Annotated in this window: 15 protein-coding genes; 7 read left to right on the plus strand and 8 right to left on the minus strand. The window is 41.6% G+C overall.

The annotated features are described in order from the left end of the window. The first annotated feature begins 31 nt into the window (after positions 1–31). Together J2X69_RS02870 and J2X69_RS02875 are read left to right on the plus strand one after the other, a co-directional pair. On the plus strand, positions 32–652 hold the full coding sequence (locus J2X69_RS02870) for a hypothetical protein (RefSeq protein WP_310098145.1): 621 nt from the start codon (positions 32–34) through the stop codon (positions 650–652). Next, positions 649–1,767 (plus strand): HpaII family restriction endonuclease, encoded by a 1,119-nt coding sequence (locus tag J2X69_RS02875; RefSeq protein WP_310098148.1) that lies wholly within the window; start codon positions 649–651, stop codon positions 1,765–1,767. Before J2X69_RS02870 ends, J2X69_RS02875 begins: the two co-directional genes overlap by 4 nt. A 4-nt stretch (positions 1,768–1,771) precedes the next feature. On the opposite strand, the gene smc is transcribed toward J2X69_RS02875, so the two are convergent. Next, on the minus strand, positions 1,772–5,311 hold the full coding sequence (gene smc / locus J2X69_RS02880; RefSeq protein WP_310098150.1) for a chromosome segregation protein SMC: 3,540 nt from the start codon (positions 5,309–5,311) through the stop codon (positions 1,772–1,774). A gap of 249 nt (positions 5,312–5,560) precedes the next feature. Between smc and J2X69_RS02885 the strand changes: the two genes are divergently transcribed. Then, positions 5,561–6,118 carry a hypothetical protein gene (locus tag J2X69_RS02885; protein WP_310098153.1) on the plus strand — a complete coding sequence of 186 codons (558 nt, stop codon included), beginning with the start codon at positions 5,561–5,563 and terminating at the stop codon, positions 6,116–6,118. A gap of 803 nt (positions 6,119–6,921) precedes the next feature. On the opposite strand, the gene J2X69_RS02890 is transcribed toward J2X69_RS02885, so the two are convergent. Then, positions 6,922–8,514, minus strand: coding sequence for a hypothetical protein (locus tag J2X69_RS02890; RefSeq protein ID WP_310098156.1), 1,593 nt, complete (start codon positions 8,512–8,514; stop codon positions 6,922–6,924). Positions 8,515–8,646: 132 nt separating this feature from the next. Between J2X69_RS02890 and J2X69_RS02895 the strand changes: the two genes are divergently transcribed. Beyond that, complete coding sequence (locus J2X69_RS02895) at positions 8,647–9,561, plus strand: WYL domain-containing protein (RefSeq protein ID WP_310098159.1); 915 nt, start codon at positions 8,647–8,649, stop codon at positions 9,559–9,561. A 201-nt stretch (positions 9,562–9,762) separates the two neighbouring features. Here the strand turns inward: J2X69_RS02895 and J2X69_RS02900 are convergent, their stop codons facing one another. The 6 genes from J2X69_RS02900 to J2X69_RS02925 form a co-directional block, all read right to left on the minus strand. Further along, the gene (locus tag J2X69_RS02900; protein WP_310098162.1) at positions 9,763–10,146 is read right to left on the minus strand and encodes a DUF3784 domain-containing protein; all 384 of its coding nucleotides are present in this window, start codon (positions 10,144–10,146) and stop codon (positions 9,763–9,765) included. A gap of 185 nt (positions 10,147–10,331) precedes the next feature. Further along, on the minus strand, positions 10,332–12,437 hold the full coding sequence (locus J2X69_RS02905) for a M28 family peptidase (RefSeq protein WP_310098165.1): 2,106 nt from the start codon (positions 12,435–12,437) through the stop codon (positions 10,332–10,334). A 2-nt stretch (positions 12,438–12,439) separates the two neighbouring features. Further along, on the minus strand, positions 12,440–13,609 hold the full coding sequence (locus J2X69_RS02910) for a C40 family peptidase (protein WP_310098168.1): 1,170 nt from the start codon (positions 13,607–13,609) through the stop codon (positions 12,440–12,442). A gap of 333 nt (positions 13,610–13,942) precedes the next feature. Beyond that, positions 13,943–15,247: an amidohydrolase family protein gene (locus tag J2X69_RS02915; protein ID WP_310098171.1), complete on the minus strand. Its 1,305-nt coding sequence runs from the start codon at positions 15,245–15,247 to the stop codon at positions 13,943–13,945. 21 nt (positions 15,248–15,268) lie between these two features. Further along, positions 15,269–16,654 carry an amidohydrolase family protein gene (locus tag J2X69_RS02920; RefSeq protein WP_310098176.1) on the minus strand — a complete coding sequence of 462 codons (1,386 nt, stop codon included), beginning with the start codon at positions 16,652–16,654 and terminating at the stop codon, positions 15,269–15,271. A 4-nt stretch (positions 16,655–16,658) separates the two neighbouring features. Then, positions 16,659–18,356, minus strand: a complete 1,698-nt coding sequence (locus J2X69_RS02925; RefSeq protein WP_310098179.1) for an amidohydrolase family protein — start codon at positions 18,354–18,356, stop codon at positions 16,659–16,661. A 314-nt stretch (positions 18,357–18,670) separates the two neighbouring features. On the opposite strand from J2X69_RS02925, the gene J2X69_RS02930 reads away from it, so the two are divergent. Genes J2X69_RS02930 through J2X69_RS02940 form a run of 3 tightly spaced genes read left to right on the plus strand, consistent with a single transcriptional unit; the run spans position 18,671 to position 22,055 of the window. After that, the gene (locus J2X69_RS02930; protein WP_310098182.1) at positions 18,671–19,033 is read left to right on the plus strand and encodes a response regulator; all 363 of its coding nucleotides are present in this window, start codon (positions 18,671–18,673) and stop codon (positions 19,031–19,033) included. 3 nt (positions 19,034–19,036) lie between these two features. Further along, entirely contained in the window at positions 19,037–20,593 is a 1,557-nt protein-coding gene (locus J2X69_RS02935) for a hypothetical protein (protein ID WP_310098184.1), read from the plus strand. After that, a complete protein-coding gene (locus tag J2X69_RS02940; RefSeq protein ID WP_310098187.1) occupies positions 20,586–22,055 on the plus strand; it encodes a glycosyltransferase in 1,470 nt (489 codons plus the stop codon). Before J2X69_RS02935 ends, J2X69_RS02940 begins: the two co-directional genes overlap by 8 nt. The last annotated feature ends 298 nt before the right edge of the window (positions 22,056–22,353 follow it).

A 22,353-nucleotide genomic window follows, 5' to 3' on the forward strand; every position in this document is an offset into this window, starting at 1 on the left:
TATTTGGGACATCGTAATTTCAGACAATTATATGTCCGTAATAAGAGAGCCCAAAATAGTAGTCAAAGAGTTAGAGGATCAAATTGAAAAGTTAACTTATTCAGGAGAATCCAAACCAAAGGATTTTAAGGTTGAGCACACTAAGTTCCCACCTTTTATACAGGCATTTTATTACCTGTTTTTTGCTTCACTTAAAATCCCAAGTGAAACTGAATTTCTCCAAACCTATTTAAATAGCTTTGGGAAAATCGAGCACAACAATTTTATTTTTAATGGAGAAGTGTTTGAGCTTGAGGGACTAAAGAATAGAATTCTCAGAACCTACCCAAGCCTAATCAGGGATTTACATTTTGTTTATTTATTGATTGAGTCCGCAAGATTCGATCAGGTTACCTATTCTATGAGAACTGATTACATTGATGGTTTGGATATTAAGATCTCTTATTTAAATGTCGATTATTTCATCTCCTTGTTTATCAATACTTCAAGAGCACAATTTTACAAGCGGGAAAAAGAAAACAGACATGATTATGCAGGTATCAAGCAGGTAGAGTTTTCAGTAGACAGATCTTCACTAAAGAAGTGCGGGCAGATTTTATTGTTGACAGAGACTCACATCGATTCCTTGATTTTAACCCTAAAAAGCCTATGATGCTTACCGGGAACAAAGGAGAATGGAGTGAATTGTATACACTTTTTAAGATTATCTCAGACAGAAAACTTTTTGCCGGAGACGGTCAATTGAATAGAATTGATGAATTGGCATTTCCGGTACTGAAAGTTATAAGAACTGAATCAAATGGGGTTTTTGAGTTTACTGTCCAAGATGATTTTGTGGAAATAGCTCTTAAAGGAGTTGAATTTTCTCCTTCATTATTCAATTTAGCTAAAGAAGAACCATTACGAATTCCTATTGAGCGGTTTGGAGAAATGGCCCGGATTCTTCTAAAGGAAATGAAAAAGGCTTCCGGAGCTTTTGCTGTGAATGAAGTGATTGACTTTATAAATTCTTACAAATGCCATTCATTAAAAGCAAATTCTACAGTTAAAAGTGATATTGATATAGTATTGCATGATCTAAGAACAGGAACAACTCCCCAATTAGGCTTTAGTATCAAATCCCAGTTAGGAGGGGCTTCCACACTTCTAAACGCCGGCAGAGCTACCAACTTTATCTACAAAATAACCGGAGCTTCTTTATCAGATTTGCAAATCAATGAAATCAACACGATAGCTACCAAGAGTAAGATTAAAGATAGAATTGAGAGAATAAGGGGATTTTCCGGAAATCTGGAATATGCACGTACTGAGAGTGCAGTTTTTGGAAATAATCTAACTTTGATAGACAGCGCCTTGCCGGCAATAGTTGCTGAAATGGTTAAACTGTTTTTTAGTGCAACTATTTCAAAAACAAAGGAATTGATTTCAAAAGTCTCTACAGCAAATCCAATAGGTTACAATTTTGATACTAGGCATCCATTTTACCTCTATAAAGTTAAACGCTTGTTGACTGATATTGCGTTGGGAATGATGCCTGCTAAAGTATGGACTGGAGAACTGGAAGCTACGGGAGGTTATCTAATAGTCAAAGAAGGTGGCGAAATAGTATGCTACCATATTTACAATAGAAATGAATTTGAAGACTACTTGCTAAACAATACAAAATTTGAAACGGCAAGCAGTTCCAGACATGATTTTGGTAAAGTCTATAAAGTAGGGGATGAGTGTTTTTTTAAACTGAATCTTCAGATTAGGTTTTTGAAATGATCCTCTAAACCAACTCCCTCAAATCAACCGGAACCACCCTAGAAACCCCGGCTTCGATCATGGTAATCCCATAAATAATGTCCGTGCTGGCCATGGTACGCTTATTATGGGTCACTATGATAAACTGGGATTCTCCACTGAATTGCTGGATAATCTGGTTGAACTTGTCAATATTGGCATCATCCAGCGGGGCGTCCACCTCATCAAATATACAGAAAGGAGCAGGTTTCAGCAGGTAAATAGAAAAGAGTAGGGAAGTGGCTGTAAGCGTCTTCTCTCCTCCGGATAGCTGGTTGATCGTCAGCGGTCGCTTACCTTTTGGCTTAGCCATAATCTCTATCGCAGATTCCAGCGGATTACTTGGATCTACCAAAGTCAAATCACAATCGTCCTGCTCGGTAAAGAGGGAGCGGAAAACTTTGATGAAATTCTCCTTGATCTTTGCGAAAGCTTCCAGAAATGTCTCCTTTGCGACTTGATCGATCTCTTTAATTGTGGCCATCAAAGATTCCTTGGCTTTGATAAGATCTTCTTTTTGTATGGTGATGAAATCATACCGAACCTTAATCTCATCGTAAGCTTCCATCGCCATGGGATTGATTGGTCCGATTTTATCGAGTTTCTCCTTTTGTCTACTTACGAGCTCACGGAGCTTGTCTTCGGCAAACTCCCTGAATTCCTCATCTATTTCAGGATTTTCCTCCATCAGTACATCCAGATCCAGCTCAAATTCCACACTGAGTCTTTCCTTCATTCCGGTCATTTTCAGTTTGATTTCATTCACTGCGTTCTCCAGTTCATGAATCAGTTGGTCATAGCTTTCCTTTGATTTTTGGAAACTCCGGATTTTTTGATCAGTCTCGTCTATCAATCCCCGGGAAGAATAATAATCCTTTTCTGCCTCTTGAACCCCTTTTTCGATTCCTTCTTTTTCTGAATACAGCTCGATCAATTCGTCATCCTTCACTTCATTATTGTCAAGCAAGGATTTGACTTCCGTGTCCAGCTGGGAAAGCTCAGTTTGAGATTTCTCTATCCGTTCTTTGGAACCCTCATAAGCCGATTGCTTAAACTCTATTTCCTGATCCAAACTCGTCACACGGTTCAGATGCTGATGGTACAGAATATTTTCGGCATTGAAAGCCTGGGATTTTTCGGTAAGTAGTCCGGATTCCTTTTCGTAGGACTCGTTTAGCTCTTCGAGTTCGTCGTGCATGGCTTCGAACTCAGCCCGCTCATCAAAGAGCTGTGGCTGAATCTCGGTCAAACTTTCTTCGATGAAAGCAATTCTGTCCAGAATATCCTCCCGCTTATTGGCATTGGAGCTGAGTAATTCTGCCAGCTGTTCTTTTTTGGTGCGAACAGATACGAAATCCTGATTGATGGCATTGATCTTATTTTGCCATTCTTCCAAAGTCTTTTTATAGCTGATCTCCTTCAGCTTCATCAGTTCAGACAACTTGTTGTCCAGGTTATTTCTGGTGCTGCTGACTTTCTTGTTTAGTTCTTTGATTTCCTTGTCCAGCTTCTCCAAGTTCTTGGCTCTACCGATTCTTTTCCCTTCGAAAAGGCCCACAGAACCTCCTGAAATGCTGAATTTCCGTTTGGTATATTTGCCGTTCTCCGAGATGAAGACGGCCTCAGTATCCTGTGGAAAATCTCTGTGTTCACCCTGAACTATGTACACATTATCCAAAATAAAATTGATCAAGCGGGAATACTTTACATCAAATTCTATAATCTCTGTAGCCGCGGTTGCATTGGCAAAAAGCTTGTTTTGACTCGGTTTGAACCGCTCAAAATGCTCAAGTACAAAGAAATTGGCCTTTCCTCTGGCAGAGTCACTCAGTAGTTGGATGGCAGTAATTGCCTGCAATTCCGTCTCCACTACATAATAATTCATGTAGCTGTCCAGATAATTTTCAATGGTGACTCTATACTTTTCTGAGGTAGTCAGCAGATCGGAGAGTAGCGGTACATCCTTTCCCCAGCTTGGATTCTTCTTCAGGAATTTAATTGCCTCAGGAAAACCTTCCAGATTCTCGACCAGAGATTTGGTGAGGTTGTACTCGTTGGTTTTGGAATCGAGCTTACGGGAAGATTGCGTCAATTCCTCCCGTATCATTTCGATCACCCGATTGGTTTCTTCGATCTTCTGATCCAGATCTTCCTGCTTAGTTTTTAATTCTTGATAGCCACTGTTTGACTCATCGAGTTCGGCTTTCAGTGCAATCAGTTTCTCTTCGAAATCCACCAAACTGGCCTCCTGACTGGAATCATCGCTGGAAGTTCTTTCCAATTCCTGCTTAAGTGTAGAAAGCTGAATTTGTTTGATCTCAATATCCTTACTTAGCTGATAGACTTTCTCTTTAAGAGCTTCGAAGTTGTGGTTGATTGTCTTTTGGGCCTGTTGTTTCTCAGCTTGAATTGACTTTTGGTTTTCGTAAGCTTCACGCAGTTCCGAAACGATCATTTCCTTCTCGGCAAGCATCTTTTCGGCTGATTCCTTTTCCTGCTGTAGAGATCGGATACTAAAGCCGGCGCGATCATTTGACTTTCGGTCAGCATCAATCTGTTCCCGCAATTTTTGGGATCGGTCTTCCAAAAATCTCAGGCGTTCATTCTTGATTTTCTTTTCCGACTCAAAAGTCCTGATCTTATTTACATGTTCATTCAGTGCTTTTTGACGGCTTGAAAGCAATTTTTCTTTTTGGATCAAATCAGCCTTTAATTGGCTGAGTAGTGCTTCTTGGTCTGCAACCTGCGTTTGAAGTTGTAGTTTTTTGTCTCCTTCTTCCTGGATTTTATGATTTGCCTCAATAAGCGATTTACTGTATTTCTCTATGCTTTTCTTTGCCAGATTGATACTTGCTACTCTATAATCCTTTTTAATCTCAAAATACTTAGAAGCCTGCTTAGCCTGTTTTTCAAGGCTTTTCAGATTTTTTTCTATTTCATAAAGCACATCTTCCACACGTGCCAAATCATCATCTGTATCCTGAAGTTTTCGGAGCGTCTCCTTCTTTCTGTTTTTGAATTTTGAAATTCCCGCAGCTTCCTCGAACAAATCCCTTCGTGAGTTATTCTTGTCATTGAGGAGTTCATCGATCATTTTCAGCTCGATGATGGCATAGCTGTTTGAATTGATCCCGGTATCCATGAAGAGATTCGTGATATCCTTCAGACGACAGGTGACTCCGTTGATTTGATATTCACTTTCTCCGGATCTGTAGTATCGACGTGTGACGGTGACGTAGGTGTATTCGGTAGGAAGTAGATTTTTGGTGTTTTCAAATGTCAGGGACACTTCGGCAAGGTTGGATGCTTTCCGGTTTTTGGTACCGTTAAAAATCACATTCTCCATCTTGTCCGAACGGAGCATACGGGTTTTTTGCTCTCCGAGCACCCAGCGGATGGCATCCACCACATTGGATTTGCCACAGCCGTTTGGCCCTACCACACCGGTGATTCCCTTGTCGAAGTTGATCACCATTTTATCCCCGAAACTCTTGAACCCTTTGATCTCCAGCTTACTGAGCAGCATCCTTTTTGATTTGTCTTAAATAATTAACAAAATAAGATCATTTGTGAGATTGTCCAAAGATTTGTGGTTTAGCCGGGAGGAAAAAAAAGCCAGTGATCAGTTTTCAGTCGCAGTGGTCAGTACTCAATGATCAGATTCAATGTTCAATTTTCAAGTTGAAAAGAATCGAATTGTGCTCTCTGCCTCACCTCCGCAAACTCCGTGGTAAAAAACTAGGTAATACTAAATGAAATGGATTAACTTACACCTGTGGATTTAGGAAATATACTTTATATCGTCGCCATATTGGCTTATTTTATTTATCAGGCTACCAAAGGCAGGAAAAAGAATCAGGATGGAGAGCCACAGGAAATGGTGGATGAGCCTGAGCAGAAACCGGTTTCCTTTGAGGATTTGATGCGGGAAATCCGTAACGCGCAGAAGCCAACGCCTGTAGAGCCTCAAAAGCCCAGAATGCAGCCTGCACCGGTAGATCAACCAAAGCCGGTGGAATACAAGCGCACAGCTGAGCCTGTCGTAAGACCGGAATGGAGAGCAGATCCACCTCCGGCAGTGAAGAGGTTCCCCACCAAGAAAATGGAGGATACCGACGATGATGAGATTGAGTATTATTCCGGAGCTTTTGATAATGCCAAATCTGATTTAAGTAAAACTTCCAAGGGTATTCCTGAGATTCCTTCATTGAAGGAAGTGACTGTGGAATCTTCCAGTGCAGGGAAAAGCCGCTATGCACGTATGCTTAAAAATCCGCAATCCATCAAAGATGCGGTGGTGCTCAAAGAAATTTTGGATAGAAAGCATTTTTAAAGACAGCAGTCAGTGTGTTTGGCTTTTTTTCTGAACGTTTTCAAATGGCTCCCGCAGATGATCGCTGAAAAGGACGCAGATTGCCGCAGATTGTATATTACAGGATTTTATTTTTCCTCTCAGATTGTGAATTATTGATTCAGAAATGTTTTTACAAGTCTTAAAGGGCTCCCGCAGATGATCGCTGAAAAGAACGCTGATCGCCGCAGATTGTATAATATAGGATTTTATCTTTCATCTCAGATTGTGAATTATTGATTCAGAAATGTTTTTACAAGTCTTAAAGAGCTCCCGCAGATGATCGCTGAAAAGGACGCAAATCTTCGCAGATTGTATAATACAGGATTTTATTTTTCCTCTCAGATTGTGAATTATTGATTCAGAAATGTTTTTACAAGTCTTAAATGGTTCCCGCAGATGATCGCTGAAAAGGACGCAAATCTTCGCAGATTGTATAATACAGGATTTTATCTTTCATCTCGGTTTGTGATGACCCGAACGGCGGCGGAAATTTTGGATAGGAAGCATTTTTAAAGGCAGCAGTCATTGTGAGGCTTTTTTTTCGCAAGTCTTAAATTATTCCCGCTGATAATCGCTGAAAAGGACGCAGATTGCCGCAGATTGTATATTACAGGATTTTATTTTTCCTCTCAGATTGTGAATTATTGATTCAGAAATATTTTTACAAGTCTTAAATGGCTCCCGCAGATGATCGCTGAAAAGGACGCAAATCTTCGCAGATTGTATAATACAGGATTTTATCTTTCCTCTCAGATTGTGAATTTCTAATTAGAGATTTCAAATTATTTCAGCTCTTTCACATAGATTCCCTTCCATAATACTCCGTCACTTTCTTCTTTCTTCAAGCTGTATCCCAGCTGCTCAAGCTTTAGCAGCACACGATCAATCTCCTCTTGTTCCTGAGGATAGGCATGCAGGTAATAGGAGTACAGGACAAGCTTAATTGTATCCGCTTTGGATTCATTCCAGCTTGAAAGACTCTCTAACCCATTGAGTTTTTTTTGACTGATTTCATCATCAGGGAAAAGTACCTGATCACTGAATTCAAGAAAATCATTGGTCAATAAAAACGATTGATTTCCTGAAGATTGAATTTCTTTCGTTAAAGTTTCAATCATAAAATCATACTGCTTCAGATTTTGTTGATACGGTATAGCCAACAAGGCTGGAGCAACCAGAATTCCTGCGAAAACTATAGGCTGAAATTTAGTATGATAGACAACTACAGCTACTACCAATGCGAGTTGAAATCCTGCCATTTTCCAATCCATTTGAGCGGAGCTTATAATTGCACCGAAGGCGAGAAGTGCTATTATATACATTCTCCATTTTTTGGAATTTTGCCATTCATTCCAACCTAATGCAATCAACATCGCAAGAATGGGAATAAGTATGATCAAGTGTCTTGGGTTGAGATAAATTGGATTGTAAAATTCCAGTGTGGAACTCATCAACCAAAAGCCAACCAGCAAACATAAGAATGTAAGGGAAAACTCAAATGACGGAGTTTTTTTTGACCTCAATCCGAGGGCTATCCCCGGAAGGGCAAAGACCAGCCAAGGCCAATAAGATCGTTCTATAAAAGTAAGGATTGGCAAAACTGTCAGTCTTCTAAGCATTGACCATAAGCCCTTGTCAGCGTAAGTAAATTCAGAGATGTAATGGCCCGCATTTATAGAACTGATGCGGTGAAATGGATCTCCAAATTTGATCCAAAAATAACCCAAATAGATACTGAGAAGTACAATTCCGGCGACCAAAATGGATAAGTAAAATGCCGTTGAAATCTCCTTTTTCTTCCAATCAAAAACCAAAAGTAGCATGGGAAACGGTCCTAACAATATGCTGGTTTCCTTGGTGAGAAAACCTAAAAACAAGGCTAAAACCAGCATACATCCGGAAAATACCGGTTTAGTATTTCTGTAACAAGCAGCTACAGGGACAAGACAGACAAAGAATATCAGTAAGCTGTCCGGATAGACTTTGGTGAGGAAATGAAGAAAATAAACCTGCGTACAAAACCATAAAACCAATACCCAAGCCGGCACTGATTTAGGAAGGATTTTTAGCAACAAAAACAGCGTAAACAGGTAGCTTATAAGTGATATCAGAGAGATGGTATGCGCATCAAATCCAAATAAGTATCCAATAAGTCCAGCCGGCACATAAGCACCCCATCGGCTGGAGAAATGATAGTCATTTACTTCCATTTCGCCACTCCAGAATTTTTTGCCGGCGAGTAAGTAGTAGACGTCATCACTGAACGTAATCCCGTCGTACCCAAAAATCCAATACCCCGACAGAAATAGAAAACCTACTGCGAAAGCTTTCAATTGTGCTTTTTCTAAAAATGGACTGGGTTGTAACTTATTCATTGAGCTAAAAATAGGGGGAAATTTGTACTTATAACTTAAAAAAGTAAGTTAGATAAACTGACAATACACGTCAATTCGTTAAATACCTTGCCTCATTTGTTTACTTTTAACTTTCTAAATTCTGAATTAATTATGAGCCAGGCAGGAAAGATCGAACAGCAAAAAATACTTCGTGTTTTCAAACTGATAAACCTTTTGCAGAGCAATATCGGCAAGCCTGTGCACAGACTTGCAGAACTTCTGGAAACAGATGAGCGGACGATCTATCGCTACTTCAAGCTGCTGGAAGCATTGGGTTTTGAGGTGGTGAAGGAGTTCAGTAAGTATAAAATCCAGCAACGTTCAGGGACGGATCAAACCTTGAATTACGGGACTTTTTCGCAGGAGGAAAGTCAATGGCTGCGAAGTGTGATAGAAAGCCAGGGCAAGAATAACTTGCTTCACGATTCGATTATCAAAAAGCTTGATGTAAGATCCGAAGTAAAACAGGGGACAGAGCAACTTTTTAAAGCGAACTTGGGAAGGTTGGTAGATGAAATAGGCCAGGGGATTCAACAGAAAGTGCAAGTCTGGCTGAAGGATTACTATTCTCTCAGTTCTGACACTACCAGTGATCGCTTAGTCGAGCCGGTGGCTTTTTCATCAAATTACGAAACTATCCATGCATTCGAGCCTGCAAGCAAAAGCATGAAGGTTTTCAAAATCGAGCGGATTGGGGAAGTGGTCTTAAGTCAGGGAGCTTGGAAATATGAAGGGAAACATCAGCTTCCCGGAACGCAGCTATTTGGGTTTACCGGTAAAAATAAATTCAAGGTAAAATTAAAACTAAGTAAGAAGGCTTATCAGTTGATGATGGAGGAGCATCCGAATGCCCGTCCATTTATGGCCATCAAGAACAGAAATCAATATTATTTCGATGGGGAGGTTCCGCAGCTGCCGGGCTTGGCCAGATTTATTCTGGGATTGCCGGGAGAGATCAAAGTGGAAGAAGGAGAGGAGATGAAGGCTTATTTAAGGGAGCAGCTGGCTAATACAAGTTTCGTTTAAGTTCGAGTGTATCCATTAGCTGTAGTATTCCTGTTTTACTAGTAATGATCTTCCGCATTTCTACAAAACATTCACTAAAGAGGACTTTACGAGCGGTGACGAAATGGTAAAATCCTGCTTCTGGAGAAGCAGGATAATATGGAATGACAGGTGCTCAGCCCGATGTACCACGCTAAACTTGTGTTGCCCTTTGAATTGTATTTATTCAGTTTTTTTTACCCGCTTATTTGTAAGTATTTTCCCAAAAACAATCAACACTACTGCACCTATTAAGATTACGGAAATATTAATACTTCCACTTAAGGAGGGCTTATTTAACCCAATTGCAGCAAAATGTCCGGCAATTAGTATTATCCCCATGAGACAAAAGACAATAAATGCAAATGTAGGCAAGCCGTTGCTTATCGAATTTTCTCTTTCTCTCTGGGATAATTGATTGTAGCCCGCTAATAGATTTGGAAATATCCTGATCAAAATGCCGATTGCTATAAAAAGTATGCCTACATAAATGGTTCCCATGATAATTGCGTTTGTAATTTTTAAAAAATCATAACCTAATATAGCAATCTCAAAATTGTTTAACAAGAAATATAGATTGATTTAAACTTCTCCTTGAGCAGGGGACTTTACAAAAGATGGAAAAAGTGTCAAGTAAATCCAGCTTCTGGAGAAGCTGGATAGCACAGAAAAACGGGCTTAGATTAATATCCATGCCCGTTTTTAAATTTATAATCAACCAGTCTAGTTTCTGATGTCTAGAATCTAACGTCTCATTTTAGATTCTTGGTCATCTTCTCCACTTTTTTGCTCAAGTCCAAAATTGCTTTTGAATAGCGCGTATCCCATTCTTCCAAGCGGTCTGTTGACTTGGTTTCTACCTCATATTTGATGCCCGGCAAAATCCAGGAAGCATAACCTGAGAATGGATCTGTGCTCACATAGAGAGATCTATACCAGCTACCAAAGTACATTCCCTTTGGATCGATCCAGCTTTTCTCCAAGCCGATCAGTTCTTTGTTTAATACACGGATCTGCTTTCCGGATAGTTTATCCGATTCCAAGGCAGTATTTATAGCTTTTTCGTAAGCGTCCGAACTTACCTTCAATTTTTCTAGTGCAGCATCTACTTTTTCAAAAGTAGCGAACGAAGAATCCATTTCTTTTACAGATTCCACCGCATTGTCAAAGTGCATCCTCAAGTCCTGGGCATATCTCGGCACATCGTAGGGAATGATCGTAGCATTTGCCAATCGGAGGGTAAGCACACCGATCACTGAAGCTACGGTTCCACCCATTTTGAATGTAGGATCCACAAACTTACTGTAGTAGTGGAAGTTGTCATAGTTGGAGTGATAGGCAGAAGTTCCGCCGGTTCCTCCACTCAAACTTGGCACTCCTGCATACATATAGAAGGCAATGTGATCGGATCCACCACCGAGATTTCCGATTCTAGGCTCTTCGTCCTTTCCGGCCCAGACCTCATAGACTGATTTGGCGGAATCCGGATAAGCGACTTCCTTGGAAGCTTCTATGATCAGATTCTTCAGCGTAGGGGCAGCGGATACCCCAAAATTCCTTCCTGAAACAGCTGCATCAAAATTCATATACACTACGGCCTTTGCCCCCAGCTCATCCTTGAAATGCTCTACCCATTCGGTAGAACCTATCACGCCTTGCTCTTCCGCGTCCCAGTGACCGATCAGGATTGATCTTTTTGGTCCTTCACCTTTTTTGATCAATTCTCCCAATGCCTCAGCCAATGTGAGCATCATTGCTGTGCCTGAATTCGGGTCAGTAGCCCCAAAGCTCCATGCATCGTAATGACTTCCCAGAATAATCCACTCATCGGGGTATTCACTTCCCGTAAACTTTCCTATCACATTATTTGCTCTGATATAATCGATTGGCTGCTCCACTTTGACACGTACTTTCAATTCAGAACCTCCGGTGATTTTATACTCAAAAGGCAATCCTCCCTGCCATTCTTCGGGCACAGTGACTCCTTTCATCCTGCTCAAAATCTCCTTGGCTGCCCCATACCCAATCGGCGAAACGGGAATCGAATGAAAAGCAACATCTTTAGGGTCCAAACGCTTCACTTTTTTGTCTCCATCCAGTGGAAGTGCAGGCTCAAAAGGTGTCAAAGGATCTCCCGTGTAGTCCAGTGTCAGTAAAGAGCCTCGTTGAATAGTAGTTTCGTTATAAAATGGCCCATCAGGATATACCTCACCTTTTTCAAATCCGGAATCTTTTGGGTCAGTATAAATAATCAGTGCAGCTGCTCCGTATTGCTCGGCAAATTGTGCTTTGTACCCACGGAAATTTCCACCATAGCGGGCTATGACTACTTTGCCTTTTAGATCAACTCCCATTTCGGCGAGTTTCTCGAAGTCAGCTTTCACACCATAGTTGGCGTAAACCACCTCAGCCGTGACATCTCCTGAGCCTGAGTAGGCATTGAATCCCTTATGAAGTCGGGGATCTGTGGAGAAAGGATCTCCTTCGATTGGTCCCTCTTGCTGAGATAATGTGATCTGGTCCGGTGTAATGATCTCCAGAAGTGACTCTCCGGGATCGTTTGGCAGATACACATCATAAGGATAGGAGGTTGCCTCCATTCCGGCTTTACTCATCACACTGGTCAAGTAAGCAGCTACTTCTTCATTTTCGGGTGTCCCTGCTATATGTGGTGCTTTAGTCAGCTCTTTTAGATGAACTTTGAAGCTTTCAAAGTTGATAGTTTTCAGCAAATCCTGCTCAATGACAGTTTGCTTACTTTTATCCTGTGGGAAAAAGCCGGTGACTTGTTGGGCATTTGCTGAAATGGCTAATCCAACAGCGAAAGCAATGCCTAAAATAGGTTTGTTTATGGACATATTTATTTGATGGTTAAAAGTTCTGAAACGGATAAAACATGCTCCGAAGAAACGTTGACAATTCTTTTTGTTCTAAGATATCTTCCTAATTCATACTCGTCGTAATTGGGGTTTTCGGGATCAAAGCTTGAAATCCTTACCAAACCCCTGGAATGGATAAATTCTCCATTGCCTATCCACATGCCCACGTGCACTACCCGCTCTTTTTTCTCAGGAGTATCTTTTGTTCCAAAGAAAAGCAAATCTCCCACTTGGAGTTTCTCCCAGTTTTTGTCCGCATCGACCAGCTCACCTTCGTTGACTTGCTGGGATGCATCCCGAGGAATAATCTTTCCATTTAGATAATAAATCGTTTTGGTAAAGCCACTGCAATCCACTCCTTTGATAGAAGTTCCTCCCCAGAGATAGGGGATGCCCATCATTTGCTTTGCTGTGGAAATTAGGGCCTCAGGTGATGTTTCTCTTGACGCTATCCAGTTTTCCCAGTCTTGGGCTTCCTTATTGGAAATCCAGCCTTGGCGACCGTCCGGGAGGGACACTTTTAGGAGATCCTTGGTTTCTTCCAGAAGTGTGAGAATATTTCCTGCAACGAGGTCAGACACCATTTCTTTCTGATCAGTATTTTGCCAGAGGTGGCCGCTGAGCGCAGTGAAAACTACTTTCGGCTCTTTGTACCATCCCTCCAGTTCCGCTTCTGTGATCAACTGTATTCCGGCTTTATCTACCCAGGAAAGATATCCATCAGGAGTTTGCACCAGAAACCATCCATCGTCTTCTTTAAGGACATTCAAAGGAGTTCCCATCAATGCTTGGGTGGCAAGTTCAGCTGAGTGTTTGGGATTGCTTCGAATATTGGCCACCGAGATGGTCACTAAGGCTTTGGTCTTTTCTCCAAGCGCAGTATCCGGCAAGCGTAGAACGGCATCTGTGAAGGTGGTTTGTTGGGCTTTGAGTTCTTTGATTAATTCTTCCAAAGCTTCCGGCTGATCTGTTTCACCTTTCAGAGAGTCATTTTCGAAGGTCAAATCCCAAATTGCCACACGTTTATCGGGAGCAACTTCTGTTCTTTTCGCCTCAATTAACGCTAATACTTGTTCGTCGTGTTCATTGTTTTTGCAGGAAAAAAAAACAGTAATCACTGCAATTAAAATCGGGGTATATATTCTTTTCATGTGATTATAATTGATTTTTATTGGCCACTACCTGTCCCGAGAATCGGGATGGAATCTCGCACGGTTTATAATCATCCCTCTCCCGAAGCAAGTTCGGGACAAGTTGTGTGACGTTCTTCGTCATGCTCGATTTCATGTGTTTATAATTGTTTTCTACTGGCCACCCCGATTAGCCGGGGCAGGCTATGGAATCTCGCAAGATTATAATCATTCCACTGCGTGTCGCTTACGACATGCTCGATTTCATAGCTAAGGCAAAATAAAAGAAAACCACAAGAAATGCCCCAAATATGAGCTTTCCCTGTGGTTTTTTATTCTGATTGATTTTGGAAATTAATTCATGTTCAATCCTGGAGAGCGATCTAAGAACTCTTGGTATAGTCTGATCTGACGGTTAGACAGCGGCATTCTATAGCCATCGATAAACACATGTTGGATATTGGTCTTGGTCTCGAAAGGATCTCCATCCGCCACGATCAAGTTGGCTACTTTACCGACTTCCACAGATCCGTACTGATCAGCCAAACCGAAGATCTCGGCAGGATTGATCGTCACAGCTTTCCAAGCTTCTTCCTTGCCCATACCATACGCAGCGGCGAAGGCTGCGAAGAAAGGAAGATTTCTCACATTCTCCTGTCCGTTGGTTCTGATGGCCACCTTTACTCCGGCTTTAGCCATTTTCCCAGCATTCGCATATGGAGCATCGTAGCGATCGGATTCTCTGGTTGGAAGTGATTGGATAGGACCCGTCACTACGGGTATTCCTGCTTTTGCGATTTCGTCGGCAACTCTCCATCCCTCCGCCACTCCGGTGAAGATGACTTTCGCATCTTTATCTTCCAGCCATTTGAGCGCACCCTGAATATCAGAAACCGTATTCACTTCAATCAGAAGTGGCAGTTCGCCCGTAGTTGCTTTAGCAAACTGCTCCATTTCCGGATAATATTCCAATTCAGCACCATTTGCACTTAGAGACGCATAACTCTTGGCATTTTCCCAAAGTGCTTCGGCTTCTTTAAGGGATTTTTCATTGGCCTTTTTGATGTCCTCATCAGACCTGCGGTCAAATCTGCCTCTTCTACCTGAGCTAGGGAAATTCATTACTATACCTTCAAAACCTGCATACATCTGATCGGGAGTGTATCCATTGAGATTGATTAATGCGGCTGTTCCCGGAAATAAACCTCCGCCCGGAACAGAAAGTACCGTTGTTACTCCCGAAACTCTTGTCACGGGAATGGCAACAGAATTAGGATTCACGGCAGTCAATGCCTGCATGTTAGGAGTGAAATTTCCTAATTCCATATGATCCACCGTTTCCTGAACAGAGTTGATCTCCACCAACCCAAGTTTGGTGCCTCCATCGATCATACCGGGATAGATGAATTTCCCACTACAGTCTATTACTTCAGCTCCATCCGCTGAAATACCCGTCCCAACTTCTTTGATTTTACCGTCTTCCACTAGGACAGAGGTATTGTTAAGTATGCCTTTGGTGATGGTTACCACCGTGGCATTTTGCAATAGGAACTTACCCGCTCTAGGCTTGACCACTTCTCCGTCAAGCTGTTGTGCTACTGCCAACATGGGCAACAAGGCAAGGAGCAAGGCGAAAAAGGTTGTATTTAATCTTTTCATATCTTCTTTCGTTGCGGATGATTATTGATTTAATAGGAAAAGAGAGTTGGTAGTCTCAAAGAGATGTTCTGTATCCTGCATGCATCGGTCGTTGTGGTCGTCAGCTATCGTCACTGGTTCTACCATTTCAGTTGGGCTTACTTTTAATCTCTGGTCATCGGCATCTTCCTTGATATCGAAATATTTCACTCCATCTACGAAAGTCATCTGAGGTACAGCGTAAGAGGAAAGAGGGTGGCCTTCGAAGATGACCAAGTCAGCCTGCTTGCCTTCCTCGATAGATCCTACTTTATCAGAAATTCCCAATTGTTTGGCCGGATTGATCGTGATCATGGCGAGTGCCTGCTCATCTGTCATTCCGCCATAGCGCTGGGTTTTGGCAGCTTCATGGTAGAGGTGACGAATCAATTCGGCATCATCTGAATTGATGGAGGTGATGGCTCCATTTTCCGTTAAGATGGCTGCGTTGTAAGCAGTGGAGTAGTACACTTCAAATTTATACGCCCACCAGTCCGCAAAGACAGAAGCACCCATTGTGTATTTTGCAATTTCCGGTGCAACCTTGAACCCTTCATTGGTATGCTGGAATACCAGCTTGGTGATGTCAAAATCTCTTGCCACATTGATCAACATGTAGATCTCATCCGCACGGTAGGAGTGGCAATGGATGATTATTTTGCCCTCTAAAATGTCTGATAAAATCTGAAGCCGTTCATTATGTACAGGAGGTAGTGCGCTGCTGTTTTTTTGGGAAGAAGCCGAGTTATATTCATCCCAAGATTTCTTGTACTGAACCGCTTCATTGAATCCGTTTCTAAGAATAGCTTCTACACCCATTCTGGTACGTGGTTGGATGCCATTTCCACGTCCATGCACTCTGGTTGGATTTTCGCCCAGCGCGAATTTGATGGTACGGGGAGCATCCTGCATGATGATATCTGCCGGATCTGTAGATCCCCATCTGTGCTTTAGCGTGGCGTTTTGACCACCGATTACATTTGCAGATCCATGCATAGCATGAGAAATAGTAACACCACCTGCTAAAGCGCGATAAATCCCTACGTCGTATGGATTCACGACATCCTTCATCCTCACTTCAGCTACAATAGGTGAGGTAGCTTCATTTATTACATCCAACCCGAGGTGTGAATGTGCATCTATGATTCCTGGCATCAGGTATTTTCCGGTAGCATCCACTGTAGTCACTCCATTGGGAGCACTAAGATTTTGTCCGACTTTCTTGATGGTTCCATCTTGGACGAGCACATCCGAATTTTCAAGGACTCCTTCGGTAATCGTAAGAACGGTTGCATTCTTTATTAATACACTGCCTTTTTTCACTTGGGCTGAGGCAAACTGAATACTCAGACCCAGTAGAGCGGCAAGAAAATAAGTTGTTTTCTTCATGTCTTTACTTGTTTGCGGTTAGGGTTGGATTGAGTGTGCCTTTGAATGGAAATGATCCAAACTCGCCTACCGTCATAGTGGCATCATAGCTGCCTTCGCTTACTTCTCCTGATACATCTACTGTGATCTCCATGCCATTTGCGGAGACATCAAATGAAAAGGACAAATTGCTTCCGTCTAGAGCCACATTTTGAATCGTTGCCGTAGCCATACCGGATCCTGAAGGATCATCGTAAGTGATTGTGCCTGTGAAATCAGCTCCATCTTTCTTTATAGTCAGGACTCCTCCCGAAGATCCTGCAGGACTTTCTGAAGTATAATCCCAGTTTCCTTCGATTTTCACTGACCCTTCTCCTTTATCTTCTTTTGAAGCTTTCTTTTTAGTTTTGGTTTCGTAGTCATACAGATAGCCATCGACTATCATGTGCTTGATTTGAGCATCTTCTGCGAAAAGAGAGTCAGCGCTCAAAATCAAATTTGCCATTTTACCTTTTTCAATTGATCCCGCAACTTTGTTGATGCCTAATATGTCGGCTGCATTAGTAGTAAGGGCCGCCAGGGCTGCTTTTTCGGAAAGACCATTTGCTATCATTTTGCGCAAAGTCTTTAAAATATCACCTGATTTCACACCCACTGTAGTGAAAGCGAAGGGAATTCCCGCTTCCTCCAATTTTCCTGCCTGCGCAAGTGCCTTGTCATATGCTTCCTTCACTCTGGTATAGAGCAGTTTCGCTTCATCTGAAGCATCCTCTTTCTGAGCTTTGAGGGCTTTATCATCCGGAATTTCCAATTTGACCAAGACACCTACTCCCGAAGATTTCACCACATCCAAAGCGCCTTCATATTCTACCAGATTAGTCAGTATTAATTTGAAACCTTTTTCTTTTTGAAGACTGATCGCCCGTCTGATTTCCAATTCGGATGAAGCAGAGAACAATACAGGAATTTGACTTGTAATGACCTCCTGCATAGCACTGTAGGTAGGAGTGATCTCAGGACGCTTTAGCCCGGTTACAGTTGTATATTTTTGAGCTCTCTGGGAGGTAAGTACAGCATTGTCATAAACTTCACGGAATTTAGCCATCACACCCACGGCAGTTCCGGGATACATCCCTCTAGAGCCGTTAAAGCTGGCAGCCAAAGCAGTATTTTCCATCAATAAATTAGTGGAATGCTCATTTCCCAAAAGGACAATTGCTGTCTTTCCTGCCAGCATGCCACCATCAGGAGTAATCTGGACTATGGCAAAACCGGTTTTCCTCAGCTCATCAATTTTACCGTCTTTGATAGAAAACTGATCAACTGCGGATCTCCATGGAGTGATACCGGCGATTTCATCCGGTGGATTTGAAGAGACGAAATCCTCAGGCCGTTCAGGATCTTTTGGCTTGGTGATTCCGACATCACTCGCACCGGCTATAAAGGCCGGGTAGATAAACAACGAGTCGCCCGCAATGGTTTTTGCTTCTTTGGGTAGGGTGATATTACTTCCTACACCCTGTATTACGCCATTTTTGATCAGAACAGTTGCTTTTGTCCCTTTCTCGCCCGGTGCAGTAAAGACGGTTGCATTTGTGATTGCATAGGTATCGGTGATTCGTTTCTTTCCCGATGGATCACTCTGAGCATGAGCCTTGGAAGAAGAAAGAAAACCGGTAACCAACATGCAAAAAACTCCTGCATACAGTAATTTTTTTTTCATGTGATAGAATTGGTTTTAAATTAAGAGGAAGGATTGAAACTATTAATTGAATGTTCTTGCAGTCATTCCCGGCTTCAACCTCCTCAGGATTGATGGTTGAGTTTAAGAAAGCAAGCTAGTAAAAGCACTTTCGGAATCCATTTGGAATTATTTTTTACAACCTATTATTTGATCAATGGCATGTTACTGGGTCTGAAATACTCTTTAATTTCTATAAAAATCACCCTAGTTAATGTGAATTTATTTGACTGGTAAATAAGGTATGGTTTCAAGCATTAGCTGTTATATTTGAGACTAGTGACACCTAAGAAAGAATGAAAAAAATCCTGATCATAGAGGATGATTTGCTTATTTCCAGCCTTGTTCAATTCCGCCTCAGAAAAGATGGGTATGAGACAGTACTGGTAAAAGATGGAAATGCGGGGATCGTCGCCATCGACACAGAAACGTTAGACTTGATTATTACAGATGTCATGATTCCTTTCAAAAACGGGATAGAAATCATCCATCATGCCAGAAAAACAAAGCCTGAAGTTCCTATCATAGTCCTAAGTTCCTTGGGGGAAGAGGAGAAAATTGTTTTGGAAGCGTTCAATTTGGGTGTTGCTGATTTCATTCCCAAGCCATTTAATCCCAATGAATTGGCCATTCGGGTAAAGCGTATTCTTAAGTCATAATTCATGTTTGCTAAAAACGCAGTTGCATTCGTGTTCTTGCTGTTTTTGATAACTAAAACAGTGATTGTTTTAGGTCAGGATAAGGCTGTTTTTGCTGACTCAATTTCTTTTGCAGGATTTTTAATTAACCAGGGAGAAATTTCGGGATTAGAATTTCGATTGACAGACAGCTCAGGCAGAATATTTTTGGACAGCAGTCTCAATGTTTTGTCAGAAATAGGACAGACAGCCGATTTTAAAACTGCGCTTCTCCTGAAGGATAGTTTATTAAGATCGGATTCTTCAGTATGGGAAATACAGTTTTTGGTCTATGAACAGGAACATGCCTTTTCTGCAGTACGGGAGTACGTTTCCAATCTTCTCAGAAATGGAGACATAGAAGTCACCACTCCCGATACAAACGTAAAGGACTATATTTCATTGGCCAGTAAAGAAAGGTATACTCCTTTATTTCCGGGAACATCTGTATATGGTGGTGATTATAAGATGGTTATTGTCATTCTGACTATTTCTCTATTTGTGCTGTTTGCATTAGGGATGATCATTTTTATGTTGATCTACAAAACACGAAGAAACCGAAAGGAAAAATTACAAACCTTATATGATGAACTAATTATAGCACCGCTTTCCGAGATTTTATTTGAGAAAACCCTTGACGAGTTGGAATCCTTGAGTGATGAGGAACTGTATTCAAACTTTCCAGCCAAACAGTTGAAAAAATCTCTTTACACTCAAGTGCTGGTAGGGCGGATATTGGCACTAAACAAGAAAATGAAAGGTGATTTTAAGCTCAAACTGAAAGCACTCTATCGAAGATTGAAACTTGAAAAGGCGTCCATTGAAAAGTTGAAGAGCTCTAAATGGGACACTGTGGTAATGGGGCTGGTAGAGATAAATGAGATGGATTTGAAAGAAGGATTGAAAGAAGTAAAGAAGCTTGTCAATTCCCCCAATTTTCAAATCCGGTCACAGGCCGTAGCGACTGTGTTAAATCTTTCGGACGATGTTGATCTTTCTTTTCTCCGTGATCAGGCTTATCCGCTTTCCCGCTGGCAGCAAATGAATTATCTTAGGATTATAAAACACCTAAATTCATCAAGGGATCTTCATATCAACAGTTTGTTTAGCTCTAAGAATCAGAGCATACGAATGTTCGGCTATAAATTGGTGCGTATTCTGGGGCTGGTAGATTTACTGGCGGAATTGGAAGAGAAATTTCAATCGTCAGCTGATCCGGAGAAAATCGAGATTATCAAAACCTTCGAATACTTGGGAGTCCCTTCTGAAATGCAGCTTGTAAATGCCGGTTTGAAATCTGCAAACTTAGAATTGGTTGCAATAGCAGCAAAAGCTGCAGGAACAATTGGGGATGATAGTACTGCCATAATAATTGGGGAAATATTGGAGAATGCTCCTGACTTTGGGCTGAAACTGATTTTGCTGAGGAGTCTCTTAAATCTAAATGGGGACCTTTATAGGCAGTTCATCACTGACAACCCGACTTCTGATTCGCAAAGAATCAACAATCACTTACTAGACCCATTATTAAAAGATGTATAGTTTCCTGTTTTACCTTATTATGGAGGTTTTGGGGGTTATTTTTCTTTTCCTCAGTTTTTCTGTGATCGTTACCTACTTGTTTATTATGGTATTGAGCGCACTGGAAATGCGTGACCATCGTAGGAAAAATAGATTTGCCGATTACCAGGATATCATCACATCCCCGATAGCTCCGGGGGTTTCTATTTTGGCTCCTGCCTACAATGAAGGAGAATCTATAGTACAGAATGTGAAAAGTCTGCTCTCTCTTCATTATGGAAAGTTTGAAGTGGTGGTAATTAACGATGGGTCAAAAGACGATACCCTTGCTAAGCTGATTCAGGCTTTTGAATTGGAAATAACCGAATTTGCATATTGTGAAGAAATCCCGGCGCAGCCCGTGAAAGGAGTCTATAAATCCAAAAACCGTTCATTCAACAGGCTTGTGGTAATCGACAAAGAAAATGGAGGGAAAGCAGATGCACTCAATGCAGGGATCAATGTTTCGTCAAAAGAGCTATTAGCCTGTATAGATGTAGATTGTATCCTTTCGCATGAATCTATCACCAGAATGGTCAGACCATTTATGGAGGAGACTAATCGTCAGGTTATTGCAGTGGGAGGTGTGATCGGTATAGCCAATAATTGTGATGTGCAAGACGGTACAGTGACCAAGTATCGAGTGCCGATGACGCTCTTGGGGAGGTTTCAGGTAATAGAATATTGTAGAGCTTTTTTGATGGGAAGAATGGCTTGGGCTAGGGTAAATGGCTTGATGCTTATCTCAGGTGCATTTGGTTTTTTCAAACGTGATCTAGTCGTGGAAGTAGGCGGGTATTTTCCCAAAACTGTCGGGGAGGACATGGAGTTGGTCGTACGGATGAGACGTCATATGGAAGAGCGGAAAATTCCCTATAAAGTAGGATTTGTACCTGATCCGCTATGCTGGACAGAGGTGCCTGAGAAGGAAGAGGTACTGTCACGTCAGAGAAATCGATGGATTCGCGGGACAATCGAAACACTGCAACTGCACAGGGTTATTAGCTTTAATCCAAGGTATGGAATAATGGGTATGCTCTCTTATCCTTATTGGAGTGTATTTGAAAAAATGGCTCCTGTTTTAGAATTACTGGGCTTACTTTATACTTTAGTCCTGATCATTCTTGGTGATTTCTCGGCATTCTATTTTATTGCTTTGTTTGTGGTTCTTTACTTGCTGTCCATCCTGGTATCAGCCTTCAGTCTCTTGTATGAGCAGATTTCATATAATAACTACAAGGATAAAAAAGACCTTAACAAACTTATACTTACAGCTTTTCTTGAACCGATGATGATTCATCCAAAGATTGTTTATTGGGGGCTTGGTGGGCACTGGGACTTTATCAAGGGCAAAGGCGGGTGGGGACAAATGATCCGGACAGGCTTTAAGAAATCAGAAGATAAAAAGAATATGGAAGCCGATACACTTAATTCTTCATCATGAAATCGAGCATGTCAAAGGCGACACACACTGGAATGATTATAAACTATACGAGATTCTCCCGATCCGCCGCGGCGGATCGGGACAGGCTATCTGGTCATTAAAAATCAAATTATAAACAGATGAAATCGAGCATGACCCAAGAGTCACACACTGGAATGATTATAATGCATGCGAGATTCCATCTGTCCTTTAAAAATCAAATTATAATCAGATGAAATCGAGCATGACTCAAGCGTCACACAACTTGTCCCGAACTTGCTTCGGGAGAGGCATGATTATCAATAAAGCGAGATTCCAT

This window comes from Algoriphagus sp. 4150 (assembly GCF_031457395.1).
In the GTDB taxonomy this organism is placed as follows: domain Bacteria; phylum Bacteroidota; class Bacteroidia; order Cytophagales; family Cyclobacteriaceae; genus Algoriphagus.